16 protein-coding genes are annotated in these 17652 nt (G+C 54.1%); 3 read left to right on the top strand and 13 right to left on the bottom strand.

All coding sequences use genetic code 11. From position 1 onward, the window contains the following. Window positions 1-48 precede the first annotated feature (48 nt). Window positions 49-1083: a hypothetical protein gene (locus tag IGQ16_RS02940; RefSeq protein ID WP_297060178.1), complete on the bottom strand. Its 1035-nt coding sequence runs from the start codon at window positions 1081-1083 to the stop codon at window positions 49-51. A gap of 59 nt (window positions 1084-1142) precedes the next feature. After that, entirely contained in the window at window positions 1143-1724 is a 582-nt protein-coding gene (locus tag IGQ16_RS02935) for a PAP/fibrillin family protein (protein ID WP_297060177.1), read from the bottom strand. A 107-nt stretch (window positions 1725-1831) separates the two neighbouring features. On the opposite strand from IGQ16_RS02935, the gene IGQ16_RS02930 reads away from it, so the two are divergent. Beyond that, a complete protein-coding gene (locus IGQ16_RS02930) occupies window positions 1832-2971 on the top strand; it encodes a glycosyltransferase family 1 protein (RefSeq protein WP_024125070.1) in 1140 nt (379 codons plus the stop codon). Here the strand turns inward: IGQ16_RS02930 and IGQ16_RS02925 are convergent. Continuing rightward, complete coding sequence (locus IGQ16_RS02925; RefSeq protein WP_297060175.1) at window positions 2968-4122, bottom strand: class I SAM-dependent methyltransferase; 1155 nt, start codon at window positions 4120-4122, stop codon at window positions 2968-2970. The genes IGQ16_RS02930 and IGQ16_RS02925 overlap by 4 nt on opposite strands. Next, the gene (pruA, locus tag IGQ16_RS02920) at window positions 4122-7064 is read right to left on the bottom strand and encodes an L-glutamate gamma-semialdehyde dehydrogenase (protein ID WP_297060173.1); all 2943 of its coding nucleotides are present in this window, start codon (window positions 7062-7064) and stop codon (window positions 4122-4124) included. The genes IGQ16_RS02925 and pruA overlap by 1 nt, the downstream gene beginning before the upstream one ends. A gap of 455 nt (window positions 7065-7519) precedes the next feature. Between pruA and priA the strand changes: the two genes are divergently transcribed. Then, window positions 7520-9961, top strand: coding sequence for a primosomal protein N' (gene priA, locus IGQ16_RS02915; RefSeq protein WP_024125067.1), 2442 nt, complete (start codon window positions 7520-7522; stop codon window positions 9959-9961). On the opposite strand, the gene cruF is transcribed toward priA, so the two are convergent. From cruF to lepB, 9 genes are all read right to left on the bottom strand, one after another. Further along, the gene (cruF, locus tag IGQ16_RS02910; protein ID WP_024125066.1) at window positions 9917-10831 is read right to left on the bottom strand and encodes a gamma-carotene 1'-hydroxylase CruF; all 915 of its coding nucleotides are present in this window, start codon (window positions 10829-10831) and stop codon (window positions 9917-9919) included. The two genes, priA and cruF, sit on opposite strands and share 45 nt — an antisense overlap. A gap of 70 nt (window positions 10832-10901) precedes the next feature. Then, window positions 10902-11597 (bottom strand): energy-coupling factor transporter transmembrane protein EcfT, encoded by a 696-nt coding sequence (locus IGQ16_RS02905; protein ID WP_024125065.1) that lies wholly within the window; start codon window positions 11595-11597, stop codon window positions 10902-10904. A gap of 21 nt (window positions 11598-11618) precedes the next feature. Then, on the bottom strand, window positions 11619-12332 hold the full coding sequence (locus IGQ16_RS02900) for a TrkA family potassium uptake protein (protein WP_024125064.1): 714 nt from the start codon (window positions 12330-12332) through the stop codon (window positions 11619-11621). A 32-nt stretch (window positions 12333-12364) separates the two neighbouring features. Next, the gene (locus IGQ16_RS02895) at window positions 12365-12652 is read right to left on the bottom strand and encodes a glutaredoxin family protein (protein ID WP_024125063.1); all 288 of its coding nucleotides are present in this window, start codon (window positions 12650-12652) and stop codon (window positions 12365-12367) included. Continuing rightward, a complete protein-coding gene (locus tag IGQ16_RS02890; RefSeq protein ID WP_024125062.1) occupies window positions 12649-13116 on the bottom strand; it encodes a VOC family protein in 468 nt (155 codons plus the stop codon). The genes IGQ16_RS02895 and IGQ16_RS02890 overlap by 4 nt, the downstream gene beginning before the upstream one ends. Window positions 13117-13223: 107 nt before the next feature. Beyond that, window positions 13224-13538 carry a hypothetical protein gene (locus IGQ16_RS02885; protein ID WP_024125061.1) on the bottom strand — a complete coding sequence of 105 codons (315 nt, stop codon included), beginning with the start codon at window positions 13536-13538 and terminating at the stop codon, window positions 13224-13226. Between the two features lie 48 nt (window positions 13539-13586). After that, on the bottom strand, window positions 13587-14912 hold the full coding sequence (locus IGQ16_RS02880; RefSeq protein ID WP_297060171.1) for an aspartate aminotransferase family protein: 1326 nt from the start codon (window positions 14910-14912) through the stop codon (window positions 13587-13589). Between the two features lie 4 nt (window positions 14913-14916). Further along, complete coding sequence (locus tag IGQ16_RS02875; protein ID WP_024125059.1) at window positions 14917-15744, bottom strand: DUF975 family protein; 828 nt, start codon at window positions 15742-15744, stop codon at window positions 14917-14919. 318 nt (window positions 15745-16062) lie between these two features. After that, window positions 16063-16632, bottom strand: coding sequence for a signal peptidase I (gene lepB, locus IGQ16_RS02870; RefSeq protein WP_297040407.1), 570 nt, complete (start codon window positions 16630-16632; stop codon window positions 16063-16065). A gap of 326 nt (window positions 16633-16958) precedes the next feature. On the opposite strand from lepB, the gene IGQ16_RS02865 reads away from it, so the two are divergent. Next, a complete protein-coding gene (locus IGQ16_RS02865) occupies window positions 16959-17645 on the top strand; it encodes a TPM domain-containing protein (protein WP_024125057.1) in 687 nt (228 codons plus the stop codon). The last annotated feature ends 7 nt before the right edge of the window (window positions 17646-17652 follow it).

Here is a 17652-nt window from a genome sequence, read left to right as displayed (position 1 = left end):
ATGACTATGATTTATTATACGAAATTTAGATTTGGGAAGACATCCTCCCTAAGAGGGAACTTCACTGAGGGAAATGGAGCCACCCGTGGCCATTTGAGCAATGACTCGTTGTAACTGTGCGAGCGATCGCTCCGCCTCGGTGTAGCGATCTTTCCAGTGTTGCACAGCGGTTTCCTGCTCCCGTGCCTGCTGCGCTTGATGGAGAATTTGCTCTTGAAGTTCCGCAATTTGGGCTTCTAGGTGTTGTAGCCGTTCCTGTTGTTGGCGAGTGCGGGCTTCCAATTCTTGGTTGTAGTGTTGGGTGGTCATATATTGCAGGCGCTGCTGCTGATAGTCCCGTTCTAATTCCTGTAGCTTGGTTTGAGTTTTTAGTAGGGTTTTACTGAGTCCCTGAATAACACTGTTTTTGCTGGTCTGTGATCCTTGAGCCTCTTGCAGCGCACTAATGATCCGTCCCTGGGTTTCAATTAAATGATTGGCTTGGGTGAGGCGACGATTGAGATCATCTATTTGGGTTTGGCGATCGCTCAATTCTGAGCGGGCTTGTTCAAGGCGAGTTTGTAGCAGCGCTTTTTCCTCTTGGACTTGGCGCAGTTGCGCTTCCAGGAATTGGCAGTCCTGTTCCCGTTGCCGCAGGAGACGATGGCTATGCACCAATTTAGCTTCAAGGGCATCTTGGGCCTTGAGTAGCCGCTCCACCTCCTGATGTAGGTGCTCAATTTCCATTTGCGATTGCTGAAGAATGGTTTCCAAGGATTGGCGATGGTGGCTCATTTCTGCCAGCTCCTGGGCACAGGTGGCTTGGGAGCGCAATTGTTCTTGAAGGGCAACGATCGCCTGTTGTTGAATCTGAGCTGTTTCCTCAGTACGGGCCAGCAAATCCTCGAGAAACGCCTGATTGCGCAGTTGTTGCTTTAATTCATCAATGTAGTGTTGACACTGATCAATGGCTTGCTCTAAGTGCTGGATGCGCCGTTGGCTATTCTCGCCCTCTGCACCAGTTGCCAGTGAGCTTTCCGTCAGAGGCTCAGAGATAGTTGGGTTCCATGGAAAACTAAGTTGGTTGGGGGGCTGTGTTTCCATTGCAGGGGATGTGAGAATGGTGCCACTCTTCCTTAGTCTAAGGGTATCGGGAATCGGGACTAAACCCGGGTTAAGACAAAGAGGCTGCCTTCATTGCCGCGGCTAATTCGCAAATCTTCATCCAGGTAGGTAATGTCAAGCCAGCCCTGTTGATCATTGCTGTTGAGGGGCACATCTAGGGCCATCAGGGGCTGATGGCTGTGGAGTTGGGGAATGAATTGGGCGGGGGAGTAGTAATTCAACCACTGGCGCAGGCCAACAATGGAACGTTCAAAGTACACCTGTACCCGCTGTTGGGTCAAGGGTTCAAATCGGGCCAACACGCTGATAATTCCCTCAAGGAAGGGCAATCCATAGAGTTCAGCAATGTTGTAGATGCGCTGCTGCTGCGGACGAATGCACTGATAAATTTGCCCCAGCTTCACGAGGGGAGAGCGATCTAAGGCGAGAAGGGCCTGACTACTGGTGTAGATCAATCGCCAATCCCCAGCTAATTTTTCAGGGGCATTGAGGGGATCCGAAGTGGGATTCATGCCTTCCAGGGAAGCGACAAGGGCGGCTACCTGTTTGCGATCGCGCGGTGTGGCTAGCAGACCTCGATTCAGGCCAGCGATCGCCATCAATAACTCAGCTTTTGCCACAGTTTACCCCTCCTTAATCTAAGGAACTTTTTCGCCCTAATGGGTTGCGTCAAGCCCCCCCTAATTCGAGAATGGGAGAAATCCCCCTCGCCCTTCAGGTTAGCGAAATGCGGATCGCGCTATTTACTGAGACATTTTTGCCTAAAATTGATGGCATTGTTACCCGTTTATGTCAAACTGTCCGACATCTGCAGCGGAATGGCCATCAGGTGCTAGTGGTGGCCCCCGAGGGCGGGTTAGACCATTACGAAGGCGCGCGCATCTATGGTGTCTCCGGTTTTCCCCTCCCATTGTATCCTGAACTCAAATTGGCCCTGCCGCGACCCGCTATTGGCAAAGCCCTAGAGGCCTTTGAACCCGATCTGATCCATGTGGCCAACCCAGCTGTCTTGGGCTTGGCTGGTCTGTACTATGCCCAGAAACTCCAATTGCCCTTGGTGGCCTCCTACCACACCCACTTGCCCCAATACCTGAAGTACTATGGCTTGGGTTTTCTGGAGGAGCTCCTCTGGTTCCTCTTGCGCTGGGGCCATAACCGCGCCCAACTCAACCTGTGTACCTCAACGGCCATGGTGGCAGAGCTGAAAGCCCATGGGATTCGCCATCTGGATCTCTGGCAGCGGGGGGTAGATGTGGAATTGTTTCATCCACAACGCCAAAGTCAAGAAATGCGCCACTTTCTCAGCCAGGGGCATCCAGAAGCCCCCTTACTGCTCTACGTTGGTCGTCTCTCTGCTGAAAAGGAAATTGAGCAAATTAAGCCAATTCTTGAGCAGATTCCCCAGGCACGGCTGGCTCTGGTGGGCAATGGCCCCCATCGCGAGGCCCTGGAAAAACACTTTGCTGGCACACCCACCCATTTTGTCGGCTACCTGCGCGGTGAACGCTTAGCAGGGGCCTTTGCCTCTGCCGATGTCTTTGTCTTTCCCTCGCGCACGGAAACCCTTGGCTTGGTTCTCTTAGAAGCAATGGCGGCGGGCTGTCCTGTGGTGGCTGCCAATAGTGGGGGAATTCCCGATATTGTCACTGATGGGGTAAATGGGTTTTTGTTTGATCCAGCAGACCCTACGGGAGCCATTACCGCTTGTCAGCGCCTCTTTGACTCTCCGGGCGATCGCGAGACCCTACGCCAAAATGCCCGCCAAGAAGCCGAACGCTGGAGCTGGGCGGCAGCCACGCAGCAACTAGAGCAGTACTACCAGTCAGTTTTGCCAGTTCCCCAGCGGGATGTGGCTCTTAGTCATTAACCGAATCCCTGAATCGCTTCCCTGAGTTGCGGTAGATCGAGGCTGGCTTGCTTTCCTTGAAGAACGACGTAAAAGCCCCCAAGGCCAAGGGGATCAATGAGTTGGTGGAGTGATTGATGGCGGTTGAGGGCTTGCAGGAGATTGCCATTACTCTGTTGTTGTGCCATTAGGCGATCGCCCAACCCCAAAGCCATGAGAAATAAACTCTGGCGGGTGACATAGAGGGTTTCAAGACCAAATTGCTCACCATAGCATGTTAAAGCGGTTACATCCACATGGGCCGTAATGTCCTGCTCGCCAACAAAGCAGTAAGGATTATCGTGGCAGCGGTGTTGGTAGTAGCACTGCAACGTGCCCTCACAGCGGGCGGGATGATAGTATTGCTGGGCGGGATAACCATAGTCAATGGTGAGAACAAAGCCCCGCTCTAGGTGCTCACTTAGATCCTTGAGCCATGGGATCAGGTTCAAATTCACCTCAGTACGGTAGCCGTCGCTGTAGCCCTGCTGCTGCGGATCAATGCCAACGGTGGCAAAGTACTCGTGAATGCGATTGTCGCTGAGGGGACCCAAAACCTCTTGAAACGCTCCCTGGGCATTGAGGCTGACATAAATTTCATGCCAGTTGCCCCCCTGCCATTGCAGGCGATGTACGGGAAACGCATCCACCAGCTCATTGCTAAAGATGCAGCCAACACTGGGTTCACAGGCGGTGTCCAAGCCTCGCCAGCGCAGGCGATCGCCCCAAGGTGCCAAGCGTTGCCGTTGACGTTCCTGTAAACAGGGGGATTGCTCTTGAATCTGGTACTCAAGGGCAGCAAAGAAATCGGGATAGGTCCCTTGGCTGTAGCTTAAGACCCCCTCGGCAAAGTGGCCTTCACCGCCACCCATCTCCAGGAGGGTAAATCGCTGCGGTCGCTCTAAGGCGTGCCACATCTGCACAAAAGCCTCAGTGAGCAGTTCCGCAAAATCCCTCGTGAGACTACTGGAGGTGATAAAGTCGCCGCGCCGACCAATCTGCAGTTGGGGACGATTGTAATAGCCCCCCTGTGGTGCATAGAGAGCCAAGCTCATAAACTCACAGAAGGAAATGGCGCCCGCTGCTCTGATGCGCTCCTGAATCTCGGCCAATAACGGAGTGCTTTTTGGCATCAGTCATCTACCCCGGCAATGGGGGCAAACCCTTGACGCTGGACATTCTCGGTAATGACGCGCGGTTCAAGGAATTGCAGTAGGTAATCGCGTCCACCGGCTTTGGAACCAAGGCCCGACAGCTTAAAGCCACCAAAGGGCTGCCGATCCACGATCGCCCCTGTAATCCCACGATTGATGTACAGGTTCCCTACAGCAAATTGGGCTTTGGCCTGCTGAATATGGGAGGGCGTCCGCGAATACAGCCCCCCTGTCAGGGCATAGGCGGTGGCATTGGCAATTTCAAGGGCTTGGGTGAAGCTTTCTGCCCGTAGTACGGCTAGCACCGGGCCAAAAATTTCCTCTTGGGCGATCGTAGCTGTGGGGGGCACGTTGGTAAAGATCGTGGGCGAGACAAAATAGCCCACCTCCGGTACCGGTACGCTCAAGGCGAGTTCCGCTTCTTGCTGGCCTTTGGCAATGTATTCCTGAATGCGATCGCGGGCGGCGGCCGTCACCACCGGTCCGACACGGGTACTGGGCAAGTGGGCTGGCCCAATATTCAGGGACTTGGTGGCCGCTACTAAGCGCTCCACAAAGGGTTCGTAGATGGACTCAAGGACAATCACCCGCGAACAGGCGGAGCATTTTTGGCCGCTATAGTCAAAGGCGGACTGTATAACCCCCGCCACTGCCTGATCTAAGTCGGCACTTTCGTCAATGATGATGGCGTTTTTGCCCCCCATCTCGGCAATCACCCGTTTGATATGGGTTTGTCCCCGCTGTAACACTGCTGCCTCAGCAATAATGCGGCAACCCACCTCTTGGGAGCCAGTAAAGGCGATGAGATGCACATCGGGATGTTTGGTTAAATAGGGGCCAATCACGGAGCCAGGTCCGGGGAGAAACTGAAACACCCCCGGCGGAAAACCGGCGGCAATCAGGATCTCCGCTAGTTTGGCAGCAACCACGGCGGCGGGATCCGCAGGCTTGAGAATCGTGCAGTTACCTGTCACTAAGGCGGCCACGGTCATACCTGTGGGAATCGCCAAAGGAAAGTTCCAAGGAGAAATCACGACCGCAATGCCCCGCCCTTGGTAGTGGTAATGGTTTGTTTCGCCGGGAAAGTTGCGGTCATAGCCGCCGCTGAGGCGCTCCATTTCATCGGCGTAGTAGCGGCAAAAATCAACGGCTTCCGAGACTTCGGCATCCCCTTCTGCCACCACCTTGCCCACTTCGTAGCACATCCAAGCCACTAGTTCATGGCGCTGTGCCTCTAGGAGATCTGCTGCCCGCCGTAGCAGAGTTGCCCGTTCGGCCACGGGGGTCTGTTGCCATTGGGCTTGAGCGGCTTTGGCAGCCCGGATCGCATGCTCGGCATCTTCAATGGTGGCCAGGCCAACCCGACCGACGATTTCCTCCGGCTGCGAGGGGTTCAGGGAGTGACTGTATTCGCGGCAATTGACGCGATCGCCATTGATGATGGGGGTATAGGTGTGCCCCAGTTGGCGATGGACATGAATTAAGGCCGCTTGAATGGCTTCCCGCTGGCTGGCTCGGGCATAGTCACTATTGGCAGCATTGACAAAGGTTGAAGTCTTGCCCGTGGTCAGATGGACGTTCACAGCCGCAAAGTCCGCCGTTGGTTCCGGTGGTGCCAGTAATTCCTCGACGGCCACAGCCCCCAACTGTTGGCGTAAAAAGGAACTGTTGGCGGTATTTTCCAAAAGCCGCCGAATCAGGTAGGCCATCCCCGGAATGAGATCGCCATAGGGACAATAGACCCGCACCGTTTGCCCTGCGTCCACCAGTGCCTTGGCCAGTTTATCGGCCATGCCGTAGAGAACTTGGCATTCCATGGCTGTGGGCGGAATGTGCTGCTGTTGAGCGATGGCGATCGCCCGCGCTTGGGAACGCACATTATGGCTAGCGATCGCCGTACGCAAAACCGTATGGTGACTCAGGAGCAGTTCAATGATGCGCTCAAAGTTGGCATCAGTGTCCTGTTTGTGTTGATAGACGGGCAATGGCCAATGATGTTGTACTGCTTTAATGAGTTCCTGATCCCAGTAGGCGCCCTTGACCACCCGCACGGTAATTGGTGTGCCCCGCTGTTGCACCCAAGTAATTAGATCTTGGGCATCTTGGTAGCTATCCCGCAGATAGGCCTGCAGTGTTAGCCCAATATCGGCGCGATCGCGAAACTCTGGCTCTAGCAAAATATCCTTGAGGATCGCCAAGGTAATGTCTTTGTAGGCATACTGTTCCATATCAAAGTGCACCGCCACCCCCAATTCTTGGGCACGATGCAACAGCCGGCGAATCGGCTCTCCCACCTTGGCCCGGCAGCCAGAAACATCCAAAGGATCAAACTGGGAGTAAAAGGCCGTCAGCTTTACGGAGACCTGGACTGGATTCAGGCCCTCCCGTTGGCCCAAGGGACTGAGGTGCTCCATCAAATCAAGGTAGCGATCGCAATACTGCTGTGCCTCTGCCTCCGTAATCACAGCTTCCCCCAGAATATCCATCGTCACCAGCATGCCCTGCTTGCGCAGACGGCCAATGGTTTTCAGCACCTGCTCGGTAGTTTCACCGGCAATGTACTTGTGGGCAAGGGCTTGAACTGCTGTTGTGAAGGTGGTTGCCGCTGCTTGGGCGGGCAGGGAATCCGGCTGGGCAAAGTTCAAGAGTTTTTTCAGGCCGGGCGGCAACTCCACACTGGGGTCACTGAGGTACTCCTGCAAGTGGCGTGCCACCTCGGTTTTGCTGCGCAGACTCGGCAGACAGTCAATGAGGCGAAAGAGTTGTACCCGTAGACCCGGATGTTCCATAGCCCAGCCGAGGAGCTTATCTTCAATGCGCATTTGCTCCCGCAGTTGGCTAAAGAAGTTGCGTGACTCTTGGCTAGCCGCCCACAGTTGACGGGCGATCGCGATCGTTTTTGCTTCGTAAAGACCGGTCATGGAGAATGTTAGGTGAGGAGCAGTTTTTCCTATTTTCCCATGTCCTCTCAAGCAAACAACCCAATTCTCAGTGGGGACAAATAAGACAAATCAATTGACGGCTGGCTCGCACCAAGCAAATGTGCTCCGACACCTTAGCCAAGGCAACCCTGACGATCCGTATCGTGGTAAAACTGGCGGGTGTGATATTGGTTGTTAAGACTGTCCCCTTGGGAAAGTGGCGCGCCACAGGGCACAATCTCCCTATTTGGCCAGCAAGCCCTGGGGCCTACTAGGCCTGCAGCACCTTGTCCAAGCAGCGACAGTTGAAACGATGCCCATCGGGATCAACCACGACCCGAGGAGGCGATATAGTCGCCATGGCAGTTGGGTTGGGGTAAATTGCCGTTTTGGGCAAGGATAGGAAGTAGCAGCAAAGTTCTCCCAAGGCTGCCATTCATGGCTCTCCCCGCAAGATGACGAGTTCCTATTTAGGATTTCCCTCTCATGAAGGCCCTACCTACGCCAGTGTGCTTGTGGACTGTCCGGGGGCAACCGCAGCCTATACCTACCAAATTCCTAGGGGTTGGCAGGTGCAGGGGGGAGACGTGGTGGAAGTGCCCTTTGGCTCTCAGGTGGCACGCGGGATTGTTCTAGAGGTGTTGGCGGCATTGCCCCCATCAGTCGAGCCCCAGCGGTTGCGATCGCTCCTTGAGGTGGTTGACCAGCAGCTTTTTCCCAAGGACTACTGGGCCCTGTTAGAGCAGATTGCCACCTACTACTGCACACCTTTTATCCAAGTGGTACGCACTGCTCTGCCGCCGGGGGTTTTGGGGCGATCGCAACGGCGGGTACGCCTGCGGCCACAACAGGGGATCCCCCCCCTTTCGGAACAAGGGCAACATCTACTGCGCTTTCTCCAGACCAAAGGCAGTGGGGACTACAGTGTACGCTACCTCCAGCAACAGCTTCCCAAGGTTCAGCGGGCCCTCCAAGAGCTCGAACGCCTTGGCCTAGTGGAAACCTACTTAGCGGCACCCGCGAGTCAACAGCCAAAACAGCAACAGGCAGTGATACTCCTCAATAGTAAAGGGGAAACCTTAACGCAGCGGCAGCGCCAAATCCTCCGCTACTTGCAGCAACAGGGTCGCGATTGCTGGCTACAGGAGGTGCTCAAGGCCACGGGCACGACCCCCCAAACCCTCCACCGCCTTGCTGCTAAAGGATACATTGCCATTGTGGAGCGGCAGCACTGCCGCACTGAACGGGGGATAGCGGTGACACCCGATCGGCCAAAAACACTGACGACGGCCCAAGCCACTGCCCTGCAAGTCATTTCAAAACACCTAGACTGTGCCCAAACGTTTCTCCTACACGGGGTCACGGGCTCGGGTAAAACGGAAGTTTATCTGCAAGTTATTGCTGAGTGTCTAGGGCGAGGGCGATCGGCCTTGTTGCTGGTGCCGGAGATTGGCTTGACACCCCAACTGACGGATCGAGTGCGAGCCCGCTTTGGTGAACGCCTGTTGGTTTATCACAGTGGTCTCAGCGAGGGAGAGCGCTACGATACTTGGCGATTGACCCTGATGCCGGAGCCACGGGTAATCATTGGCACGCGCTCGGCGGTACTGCTGCCTTTGGTGGGCTTGGGTTTGATCATTCTCGATGAAGAGCACGACAGCGGCTACAAACAGGATCAACCTCAGCCCTGCTACCATGCCCGCACTGTTGCCCAATGGCGATCGCGCCAGCAACAGTGTCCCCTGATTTTAGGAACCGCCACCCCTGCCCTCAGCACTTGGCAGGCTGCCCAGGAGGGACAGATTCACCTCCTTTCCCTACCTCAGCGCATTCATGCCACCCCCTTACCCCCCATCACGATCGTGGATATGCGCCAAGAATTGCACCGTGGCAACCGTTCGATGCTCAGCCGTCCGCTTCAAGAAGCGCTGGCGAATCTTCAGGGACAGCAGGCGATTCTCTTTGTACCGCGGCGGGGTCACAGCACGTTTGTCTCCTGTCGCAGTTGTGGCACAGTGATCTACTGTCCCCATTGCAGTGTGTCTCTGACTGGGCACCTCTTTGGCGAAGAAATGGAAGTGCTGCGCTGCCATTATTGCAACTACACTCAGGGGGTGCCGCAGCGCTGTCCCAGTTGTGGGTCCCCCTATCTCAAGCCCTTCGGTGGGGGAACGCAGCGGGTGGTGAGGGAACTGAATCGCCTCTTTCCCCAGTTGCGAGTACTGCGCTTTGACAGTGATACCACCCAACGCAAGGGTGCCCATCGCCAGTTATTGACTCAATTTGCAGCCGGCGAAGCCGATGTGATGGTGGGGACGCAAATGCTGACGAAGGGAATTGATTTGCCGCAGGTCGCCCTCGTGGGAATTTTGGCTGCCGATAGTCTCCTGCACTTGCCCGATTATCAGGCGGCAGAACGCACGTTTCAAATTCTCACCCAGGTGGCGGGGCGATCGGGTCGAGGGGCGCATCCCGGTAAGGTTATTCTCCAAACCTATGTGCCGGATCATCCAGTGATTACAGCAGTCCAAGCCTATGACTGGGACAGCTTTGCTACCCAGGAGCTCAGTAGCCGCGCCCCCTTGGGCTATCCCCCCTATGCCCAACTGATCCTGCTGCGCTTGAGTAGTCCTGATCCTGAGGAAGTAGCCACAACGGCACAGGCAATTGCCCAACAACTCCAGATCTTGGCCCCGGTTTCTCAGGGAGACTGGGAACTCCTTGGCCCCGCCCCCGCCGCGATCGCCAAAATTGCTGGCCGCCACCGCTGGCAAATTTTACTCAAGGGCAAATTACTGCAAAGTTCTGAACTCGGCCAAGCCCTGATGCATCTCAAGGGGCAATGTCCCCGCTCAACCCGCCTCAGTATTGATGTTGACCCCCTGAACTTTCTCTAAGGGTGCTTCGGCAAACCACCACAGGGCTGTGACCGGCACGACCCCCAAAACAAATCCCAACGTTACCGGAATCCAAAAGCGTTGATCCAAGGACGTGAGCGTAATCATTGCCCCAAAGGCAAAATTCACCAGATACACCACCAAGGGGGTAATCAGTTGTCCACGGTTGACGACCATTGGCTTTGGCCACCAAGTGATCATCGCCAGTCCCATAAACACGGCTCCTGTGCCCGTCCAGCCCAGAATATTGCGGTAGGGCATACCAAAGAACTCACCCACCTCCTGAAATTGCCAAAAGGGAATCGTGGTTTGACTCATGGCCGGATCAAGGACAAAATCCCAAGCCGTTAAAAAGATGGCTCCCAAGCCTACCGTCATCAAAGCTGCCCCCAACCCCACGCCTTTGCCTTCCCGCCGGGGACGACTAATGAAACCACTGTAGGCCAAAAGAAACGTGACTAGCCCCATATAAAACCAAGAAAGGGGAATCGTGAAGGGTACTAACCCAGCAATTTTGTAGCCCAAGCCACTGAGGTAACCGTAATGGCCAAAGGGAAAGCCGGTACTCGTCCCCAACAGTTCACTGGTGAGGGAAATGCCCACCGCTGGCAGCAAAAAGCTAAGGAGTTTGCCAAGGCCAAAGTTGCGATAGGTATGAAGGGCGATCGCCAGCGCACCCAGGATAATATAAACTACGCCGCCATTCCCCATACTCCATTGAAAAAGTTGCTGACCCCACGCGGGCAATGCCAAAATAAACTCGGGACGGGGTACAACGAGGAGCAACCCCGCTAAGCCAAAGGCCATCGCCACAATATGGCCAACGAGGCACACCTGCTCCGCAACGAAAAGCGTGTTCTTGGGTTTCATAGGGGCAATCTCAAAGGGGCAACCGTTTACAAATGTTAATATGTTAATGTATCACTGTTCCCACCATTGGCTATTCACTCCAAAAAGGCAGTTTGATTTCCCCAAGGGTGTCATAGGTTGCCAACAACCCTGCCCCTATGCTAGCAATCAGCGTGAGCCCCCAACTCCACGGTGCTCCCTCAGAAAATTGAGGACGACGGTGGAGGATTTGCCCATAACCCCGTAGCCGCATTGCTAGGTAAATCTGCTGGGATCGTTCTTCGGTGCGAATTAGAAAGCTGCCAATCACTTGCCCCCAAGGGCGAAGACGGCCCCAACTCAACTGAAATCCTCGCAGAAACAGAGCCTGCTGCATTTGCGCCAACTGTCTCTCCAGCTCAAAAAGGTAGCGATAGGTCAATGCCAGGGTATCCACCAACAGCGGCGGTAGCCCCCACCAGCGACAGACGCGCACCCACTCGCTAAAGGTGAGGGTGTCGAGCAAGACCACTCCCAGAGCCAGACACAGCAGCAGGCGCCAAGGGAGCAGGAATGACATCGGCCACGGGGTTAGTGCCAAAAGTGCCCACAGCCCTAGAAAAAAGAGCCACATCTGCCGTAGACGTTTGCCCAAGCGCTCCCAGGGGAGGTGGCTCAGGGTGTAGAGCAGCACCACCAGCACAGTCGCGATCGCCAGGCTGGGCCAGCGCTGCAAACTGCTAATACAAAGAATCCATAGAAAAATAGCTAATACCCGTGCGGGGGGCGACCAGTGATGGAAGCTCAACAGCCTAGACCTGGGTTTGTCTCAGTGAATGTGCTGACTACGCAAAAAGCGCTCAATATCGTTATTGTCACCAATCACCACCATGATGTCCCCTTGATGCAGCTTCTGGCTGGGACTGGGATTGATTTCAAACTTATCATCAAAGCGCAGGGCAATCAGGTTCAAACCATAGCGACTGCGGAGTTCAACCTCCGCAACTGTACGGCCATGAAATGCTGCGGGTACTTTCACTTCCACAATACTCTTTTGCGGATCGAGGTCAAGACAGTCTAAAATCGCAGGTCGAGTGAGCGATCGCGCCAGTTCACAACCTGCCTCATATTCTGGAAAGACAACCCGGTCGGCCCCTACCCGCTCTAACAATTTCTTGTGAACTTCCGATGAAGCCTTAGCAATAACCTTGGGAACACCGGCTTCCTTGAGGTTGAGTGTGGTAATAATACTGGCATCCAGGTGATTGCCAATGGCCACAATGACCGTTTCAAACTCAAAAATTCCTGCCTCCTTCAGGGCTTGAGGATCGGTAGCATCCAATTGAATCGCATGATCCACAATGTGATCTTGGAGGACTTGATTCACTAGCCGCTCCTGATTGTCACTGCCAAGCACCTCATAGCCCATTCCGTGCAGGGTTTCACACACCCCGCGGCCAAACCGTCCTAGGCCAATGACCGCAAACTGCTGCGAGAGCTTGACGCCACGGCCACGAAAGAGCATCGCTCCCAGGTCTACCATGCGTGAGTTCCTTCTTGGTTTTGCTATGCCGATTATGCACCTGAATTGGCCGCCGCTGATCCAGTTCCCTTGGCCAATTCCTGGAGACGTTGACGAATGTGGGCCACCGAGGCACGGGGGGAAAGTCGCGGCACAGACATCACTTGGGCCCCAATCACTAGGTAGAGAACAGGAATCTCGTACTGGTAAGCCTGCCACCAATCTTCACGGCTGGTGATGTCGCGTACCTCGAGGGTAAATTCCCTCAAGGTGGCCAGCTTTTCCTGCAGTCCTTCACAGAGGTGACAGCCCGGCTTGCTGTAGAGAATCAGATGACTCACGGTTGCGGTGCAGAAACGAGGGGGGTATCCCCAATCTTACGGTAATCCCGCAGACCAAAAATGGCTTCTGGGTGGCGGTAGTGTTTAATTTCAATCAGGTTGTGGAAGGGGTCTGCAAGAAAAAAGGTTTGGTGCTCTAAGGGGGTATTGGCAAAGCGGGTACGGGGTGGTTGGTAAAAGTTCAGCCCCTTGTGGATCACGCGATTGCAGAGATTTTGCCAGTCTGCCTGCCCCAAGAAAATTAGGCCAAAGTGGCGCGGATAGATTCCTTTGGGGGCCACCAAGGGTTCCTCGGTGACATGGGCCACCAGTTGATGACCATAGAGCTTCATGATCAGGCAGTGGGGATTTTCCCGCCCCGGTTCGCACCCCAAACCATCAATGTAGTAGGCCTTGGTGTCGGTGAGATTATTGACGGGAAAGGCCAAGTGAAATAGCACTGGAGCGATCGCCAACTGAGCCATAGATTTCTCTTGAAGGAAAATGGCTAAATTAGCTGCTATTGTAGCAGGAGAAGAAGCTCTTGACCTGCTTCCCAACTCGAGTCAAGTATCAATTCCTGTATTGTTGCTTATCGACAACGGAATGGATAACAGGGGTAATAGGGGTAGTAAACCGGTGAATAGGGGGGCTGGTAAATTATGGGGCGGGGTGGATAGGGCACTGGCACGATAATGTAGGTCGCTGATTGCCCCGGCGGCCGGTAAATGATCGGATGGTAGGGATCATACTGCGGTGTCCGTGGCCGCCCAAAGGACTCTAGCCCCGGGAAGAAGATATCGACACCCGGCTGATTGGGAAAGAGGGGATAGGCAGCACGGCCAGGGGGCGCGATCGCCAGCAGTGTCACAAAGCTACTGATGGCCAGTGGGAGGACGCGTAACATACAAGCCTCCAAGGAGAGAGTGATCCTTTAGATTTGACGCTGTCGTACCTAGGGAAGTTCCTGGAGAACTCGACTTAAAATGTCCACCATTTGATCAATGTGCGATCGCTCCACAATCAACGGTGGCGAGAGGGCAATAATATCTCCCGTGACACGAATCAATAGTCCCGCTTCAAAGGCCCGGCAGAGGGCATCATAGCCCCGTGTTCCTCCTTGACCCTCCCGTGGCGCCAATTCAATGCCAGCCACCAAACCCAAGTTGCGAATATCAATGACATGGGGAAGACCCCGTAGACTGTGGATGGCCTCCTGCCAATAAGGCGCAAGGGAAGCCGCCCGCTCAAATAGGGCTTCTTTCTCGTAAATCTCCAGGGTTGCCAAGGCAGCGGCACAGGCAAGGGGATGTCCCGAATAGGTGTAGCCATGGAAAAACTCAATCTGTCCCGCTGGTCCTTGCATAAAGGTGTCGTAAATCTCATCGCGGACAATGACCGCTCCCATTGGCACAGCGGCATTGGTGAGACCCTTAGCAACAGTGATGAGATCTGGAGTGACGCCAAAGTATTGACTGGCAAAGGGGGCACCGAGACGGCCAAAGCCTGTGATCACCTCATCAAAGATCAGCAAGATGCCGTAGCGATCGCAAATGGCACGGAGGCGTTCCAAATATCCCTGAGGCGGAATCAATACTCCGGTAGAGCCAGCAAGGGGTTCGACAATGACCGCTGCAATTGTTGAAGCATCATGGAGCGCCACTAGGCGTTCTAGCTCATCGGCTAAATGTGCCCCCCAAGTGGGTTGCCCTTTGCTGAAGGCGTTGTGTTCCAGGTTGTGGGTGTGGGGCAAATGATCTACCCCTGCCAAGAGAGAACCAAAGAACTTGCGATTGGGGGCAATTCCCCCCACCGAAGTCCCACCAAAGCCAACTCCGTGATAGCCCCGCTCCCGCCCAATGAGCCGTTGCCGCGTCCCTTCTCCCCGCAGCCGATGGTAAGCGAGGGCAATTTTTAAGGCTGTATCCACGGCCTCAGAGCCAGAGTTGGCAAAAAAGACATGGTTGAGGGGGTCAGGCGTAATTCTGCGCAGGCGATCGGCCACCTGAAAGGGTCCCGGATGTCCCATCTGAAATGTGGGGGCAAAATCTAGGGTGGCTGCCTGTTGGGCGATCGCGCTAACAATTTCCGGACGGCAGTGCCCAGCATTAACACACCACAACCCAGCCGTGCCATCGAGAATCTCACGGCCATCTATACTCCTGTAGTACATCCCCGCTGCCGAAACAAGGAGCCGCGGACTTTGCTTGAACTGGCGGTTTGCGGTAAAGGGCATCCAAAAGGGGTCGAGGTTGAGATCCACAAGGGTGGGCAGCGTCATTGCTCTAAGACGGGTTGGTGGTATCAGTGGTGGGTCTGAGGCCAATAATATCGCGGTAGGCTGCCACAATTACACAATTACTCCAGGGACCAGTCACCAGCAGCCCCACACAGCAGAGACAAAAGCCCAAAATATTGCAGAAAATAATTGACACAATGAGGAAAAAGCAGCGCCACCAATTACGGGAGACCAAGCGGCGACTTGTTTCTAGGGCTGGCCACACGTCAAACTGGTGTTCCACCACCAAAGGTACAGCAAACACGTAGGCTATCCCAAAGTAAATCCCCGGCAGCAGCAGGACCACACCCAGGAAGATTAAAACAGGGTTGAGTCCATCCGGTACAGGGGGAAGCTGCTCCAGTAACGCTAGCAGTTGTTCTAAGTCGGCATCGGGCTTCGCTGCTTCAGCTGCCGCCTGCTCTAATATCCTTTGCAACAAGGGTAGCCCCGCAATCATGAATAGAAGGCTGGCACTGATCACAAACACATTCGTAATCAAGATGATCGCTAGGTTTGTCAATAGGATGGGCAAAAAGTAGTTGTTTTTGAACGCATTAAAAAATTCGCTAAATGTGGGTCTTTGGTTGCGGGCAATGCGAAAGCTAAAAAAGTAGTAGCCTGCGGCGAAGGGCCCTGACAAAATCGTGCTAACAATCAGGCCAACCCCTGGAATATTGTTGAGTACACCATTGATAATCGTCATCAGAACCAGGAAGCCAATGTAGGCAGCGGGTTGAGTGCTGAAAATTTCCCAGCCCTCCTTGAAGTATTGACCAATTCTGACCTGATAACGACGGTTGGCGATCGCTTGGGGAGTATGTTCACTGTACATGATGACACTTCCTAAGGAGGCATCTTTAGCCTAGCGATCGCTTGCGGCGGCATCAACTGTCAATGTATCACTTTTTACCTTTCTAATTACCTTTCTAAAACAGAGGATACAATTTGGCGGCAGTCTCTTGCTGCGACGATCATTTGAGTTGGTTAGCAGTGTTTTCTTACGATATCTTTGGCTTGCAGCCAAACCCATAGCGCGCTACAGGTGGGAGCAACGGTTATTAAAACCATGAAAACCTATTTGTTAGGTGAGCCGAGCTGCCCATTGAGTGAGGAAGGGGGGAGGATGCCAAACAGTGATGCAGCTGGCCACCTAGGTAGCCGGAGACAAAATTTTGCCCGCATGGTTAGGGGGCCAATAGCAGGCGATCGCCCGACCAATGACATTCTCCAGGGGCAAAAATCCCCAGATGTGGGAGTCGTTGCTGTGGTTGCGGTTATCCCCCATAACAAAAAGCATATTCTCTGGCACGGTGACTGGAGAGAGGGTATAAATGGGTGGCTCAGCAATGTAGGGCTCATCGAGGGGGCGATCGTTGACCCAAACGCGGCCATCATGCACGGCAACGGTATCCCCGGCTGTCGCAATCACCCGCTTAATCAGGGCTTGATCAGCACCATAGCCCAGGGTTTGCAAGAGGGGTGGAGTATAGAAGACAACAATATCCCCCCGCTGGGGCGATCGCTGGCGATAGGTGATCTTTTCTACCACAATGCGATCGCCGGGCCAAAGTGTTGGCTCCATAGACTCTGAGGGAATAAAACGCGACTCCGCTACAAAAACGCGAATCAGGAGTGTGATCAGCACAGCCACCCCAATCAACAGGGCATTATTGCGTAGCGATCGCCAACGAGAAGAGGAATGGGTTACCGAAGCAGACATGCAGCTTTTTTCTAAAATATGGAGGTTTTTCTAGATATAGAATAAACGAAGGCGATGAAATACTACCCTACAGTGACCTTCACAGTGTTAAGCGTATTCTATTGAAAGAGAGCTGTACCATTTCTATGGGTTAGGTTGATAAACCCACTTACTTTCAAATCCTTGACTAATAACCAAGGACATTATTTTTGGGCAAGGTTTACGCTTGGGGGTGCTCCTTCGTAGAGCAGTTCTTTGGGAAATACTTTAAGATTTGTTAAAAGAAAATTTAGTTTTGCAAGCAATATCTGGGAAAATTGCATTGAGAGATACAGGATGAAGCACAGATGCATTGGCAAGTGGCTTGGAAAAACGGCATTCGCTATCTTTTGCTGGCACTACTCGCTAGTACGTTGTGGGTCACCCCTGTCTGGGCAACCGGGGCGATCGATATCCCCTTTCCGGGAACAGCAGCCGGGGTCATTGATGAGGGCAATGTGCTCAGTGCCGTCACCCAAGGCAGTGTTGGGCGATCGCTCCAAGACCTCTCCGAGGCAACGGGCATTCATGTTCATATTGTTACCCTACACCGCCTTGACTATGGCGAAACCCCCCAGAGCTTTGTGGATGACCTCTTTAGCCAGTGGTTTCCCGATCCTGCGTCCCAGGCCAATCAAGTGATCATTGCCCTCGATACCGTCACCAATGGCACAGCGATTCATTATGGCGACGCCGTGGCCGAGCGCTTGAATCCTGAGACCGCTGAAAGTATTGTCCAAGAAACGATGCGGGTGCCCCTGCGGGAGGGCAACTACAATCAATCGGTACTTGACACCGTTGATCGCCTTGGGAAAGTCCTCAAAGGCGAACCGGATCCGGGACCCCCAGTGGTACGCGAAGTGGTTGTCGAGAAAACCTACAAAAGCAAAGAGGAAACGGACGATCGCTCCGCCACAATTCTTGTGGTTGCCCTGCTCATTGCCGCTACAGTGATCCCAATGGTGACATACTTTATGTATCAAGGATCATCGTAGCCAAACT

It is taken from the genome of Thermosynechococcus sp. M3746_W2019_013 (assembly GCF_015296045.1).
In the GTDB taxonomy this organism is placed as follows: domain Bacteria; phylum Cyanobacteriota; class Cyanobacteriia; order Thermosynechococcales; family Thermosynechococcaceae; genus Thermosynechococcus.
The sequence above is the reverse complement of the archived record's forward strand: the minus strand, read 5'-3'. Positions and strand labels throughout refer to the sequence as shown.

Bases quoted from the DNA above. Each gene is read 5' to 3' on its own strand.
- IGQ16_RS02940 (WP_297060178.1), bottom strand. From the start codon at position 1,083: ATGGAAACACAGCCCCCCAACCAACTTAGTTTTCCATGGAACCCAACT.
- IGQ16_RS02930 (WP_024125070.1), top strand. From the start codon at position 1,832: ATGCGGATCGCGCTATTTACTGAGACATTTTTGCCTAAAATTGATGGC.
- IGQ16_RS02925 (WP_297060175.1), bottom strand. From the start codon at position 4,122: ATGCCAAAAAGCACTCCGTTATTGGCCGAGATTCAGGAGCGCATCAGA.
- pruA (WP_297060173.1), bottom strand. From the start codon at position 7,064: ATGACCGGTCTTTACGAAGCAAAAACGATCGCGATCGCCCGTCAACTG.
- priA (WP_024125067.1), top strand. From the start codon at position 7,520: ATGACGAGTTCCTATTTAGGATTTCCCTCTCATGAAGGCCCTACCTAC.
- cruF (WP_024125066.1), bottom strand. From the start codon at position 10,831: ATGAAACCCAAGAACACGCTTTTCGTTGCGGAGCAGGTGTGCCTCGTT.
- IGQ16_RS02900 (WP_024125064.1), bottom strand. From the start codon at position 12,332: ATGGTAGACCTGGGAGCGATGCTCTTTCGTGGCCGTGGCGTCAAGCTC.
- IGQ16_RS02890 (WP_024125062.1), bottom strand. From the start codon at position 13,116: ATGGCTCAGTTGGCGATCGCTCCAGTGCTATTTCACTTGGCCTTTCCC.
- IGQ16_RS02885 (WP_024125061.1), bottom strand. From the start codon at position 13,538: ATGTTACGCGTCCTCCCACTGGCCATCAGTAGCTTTGTGACACTGCTG.
- IGQ16_RS02880 (WP_297060171.1), bottom strand. From the start codon at position 14,912: ATGACGCTGCCCACCCTTGTGGATCTCAACCTCGACCCCTTTTGGATG.
- IGQ16_RS02875 (WP_024125059.1), bottom strand. From the start codon at position 15,744: ATGTACAGTGAACATACTCCCCAAGCGATCGCCAACCGTCGTTATCAG.
- lepB (WP_297040407.1), bottom strand. From the start codon at position 16,632: ATGTCTGCTTCGGTAACCCATTCCTCTTCTCGTTGGCGATCGCTACGC.
- IGQ16_RS02865 (WP_024125057.1), top strand. From the start codon at position 16,959: ATGCATTGGCAAGTGGCTTGGAAAAACGGCATTCGCTATCTTTTGCTG.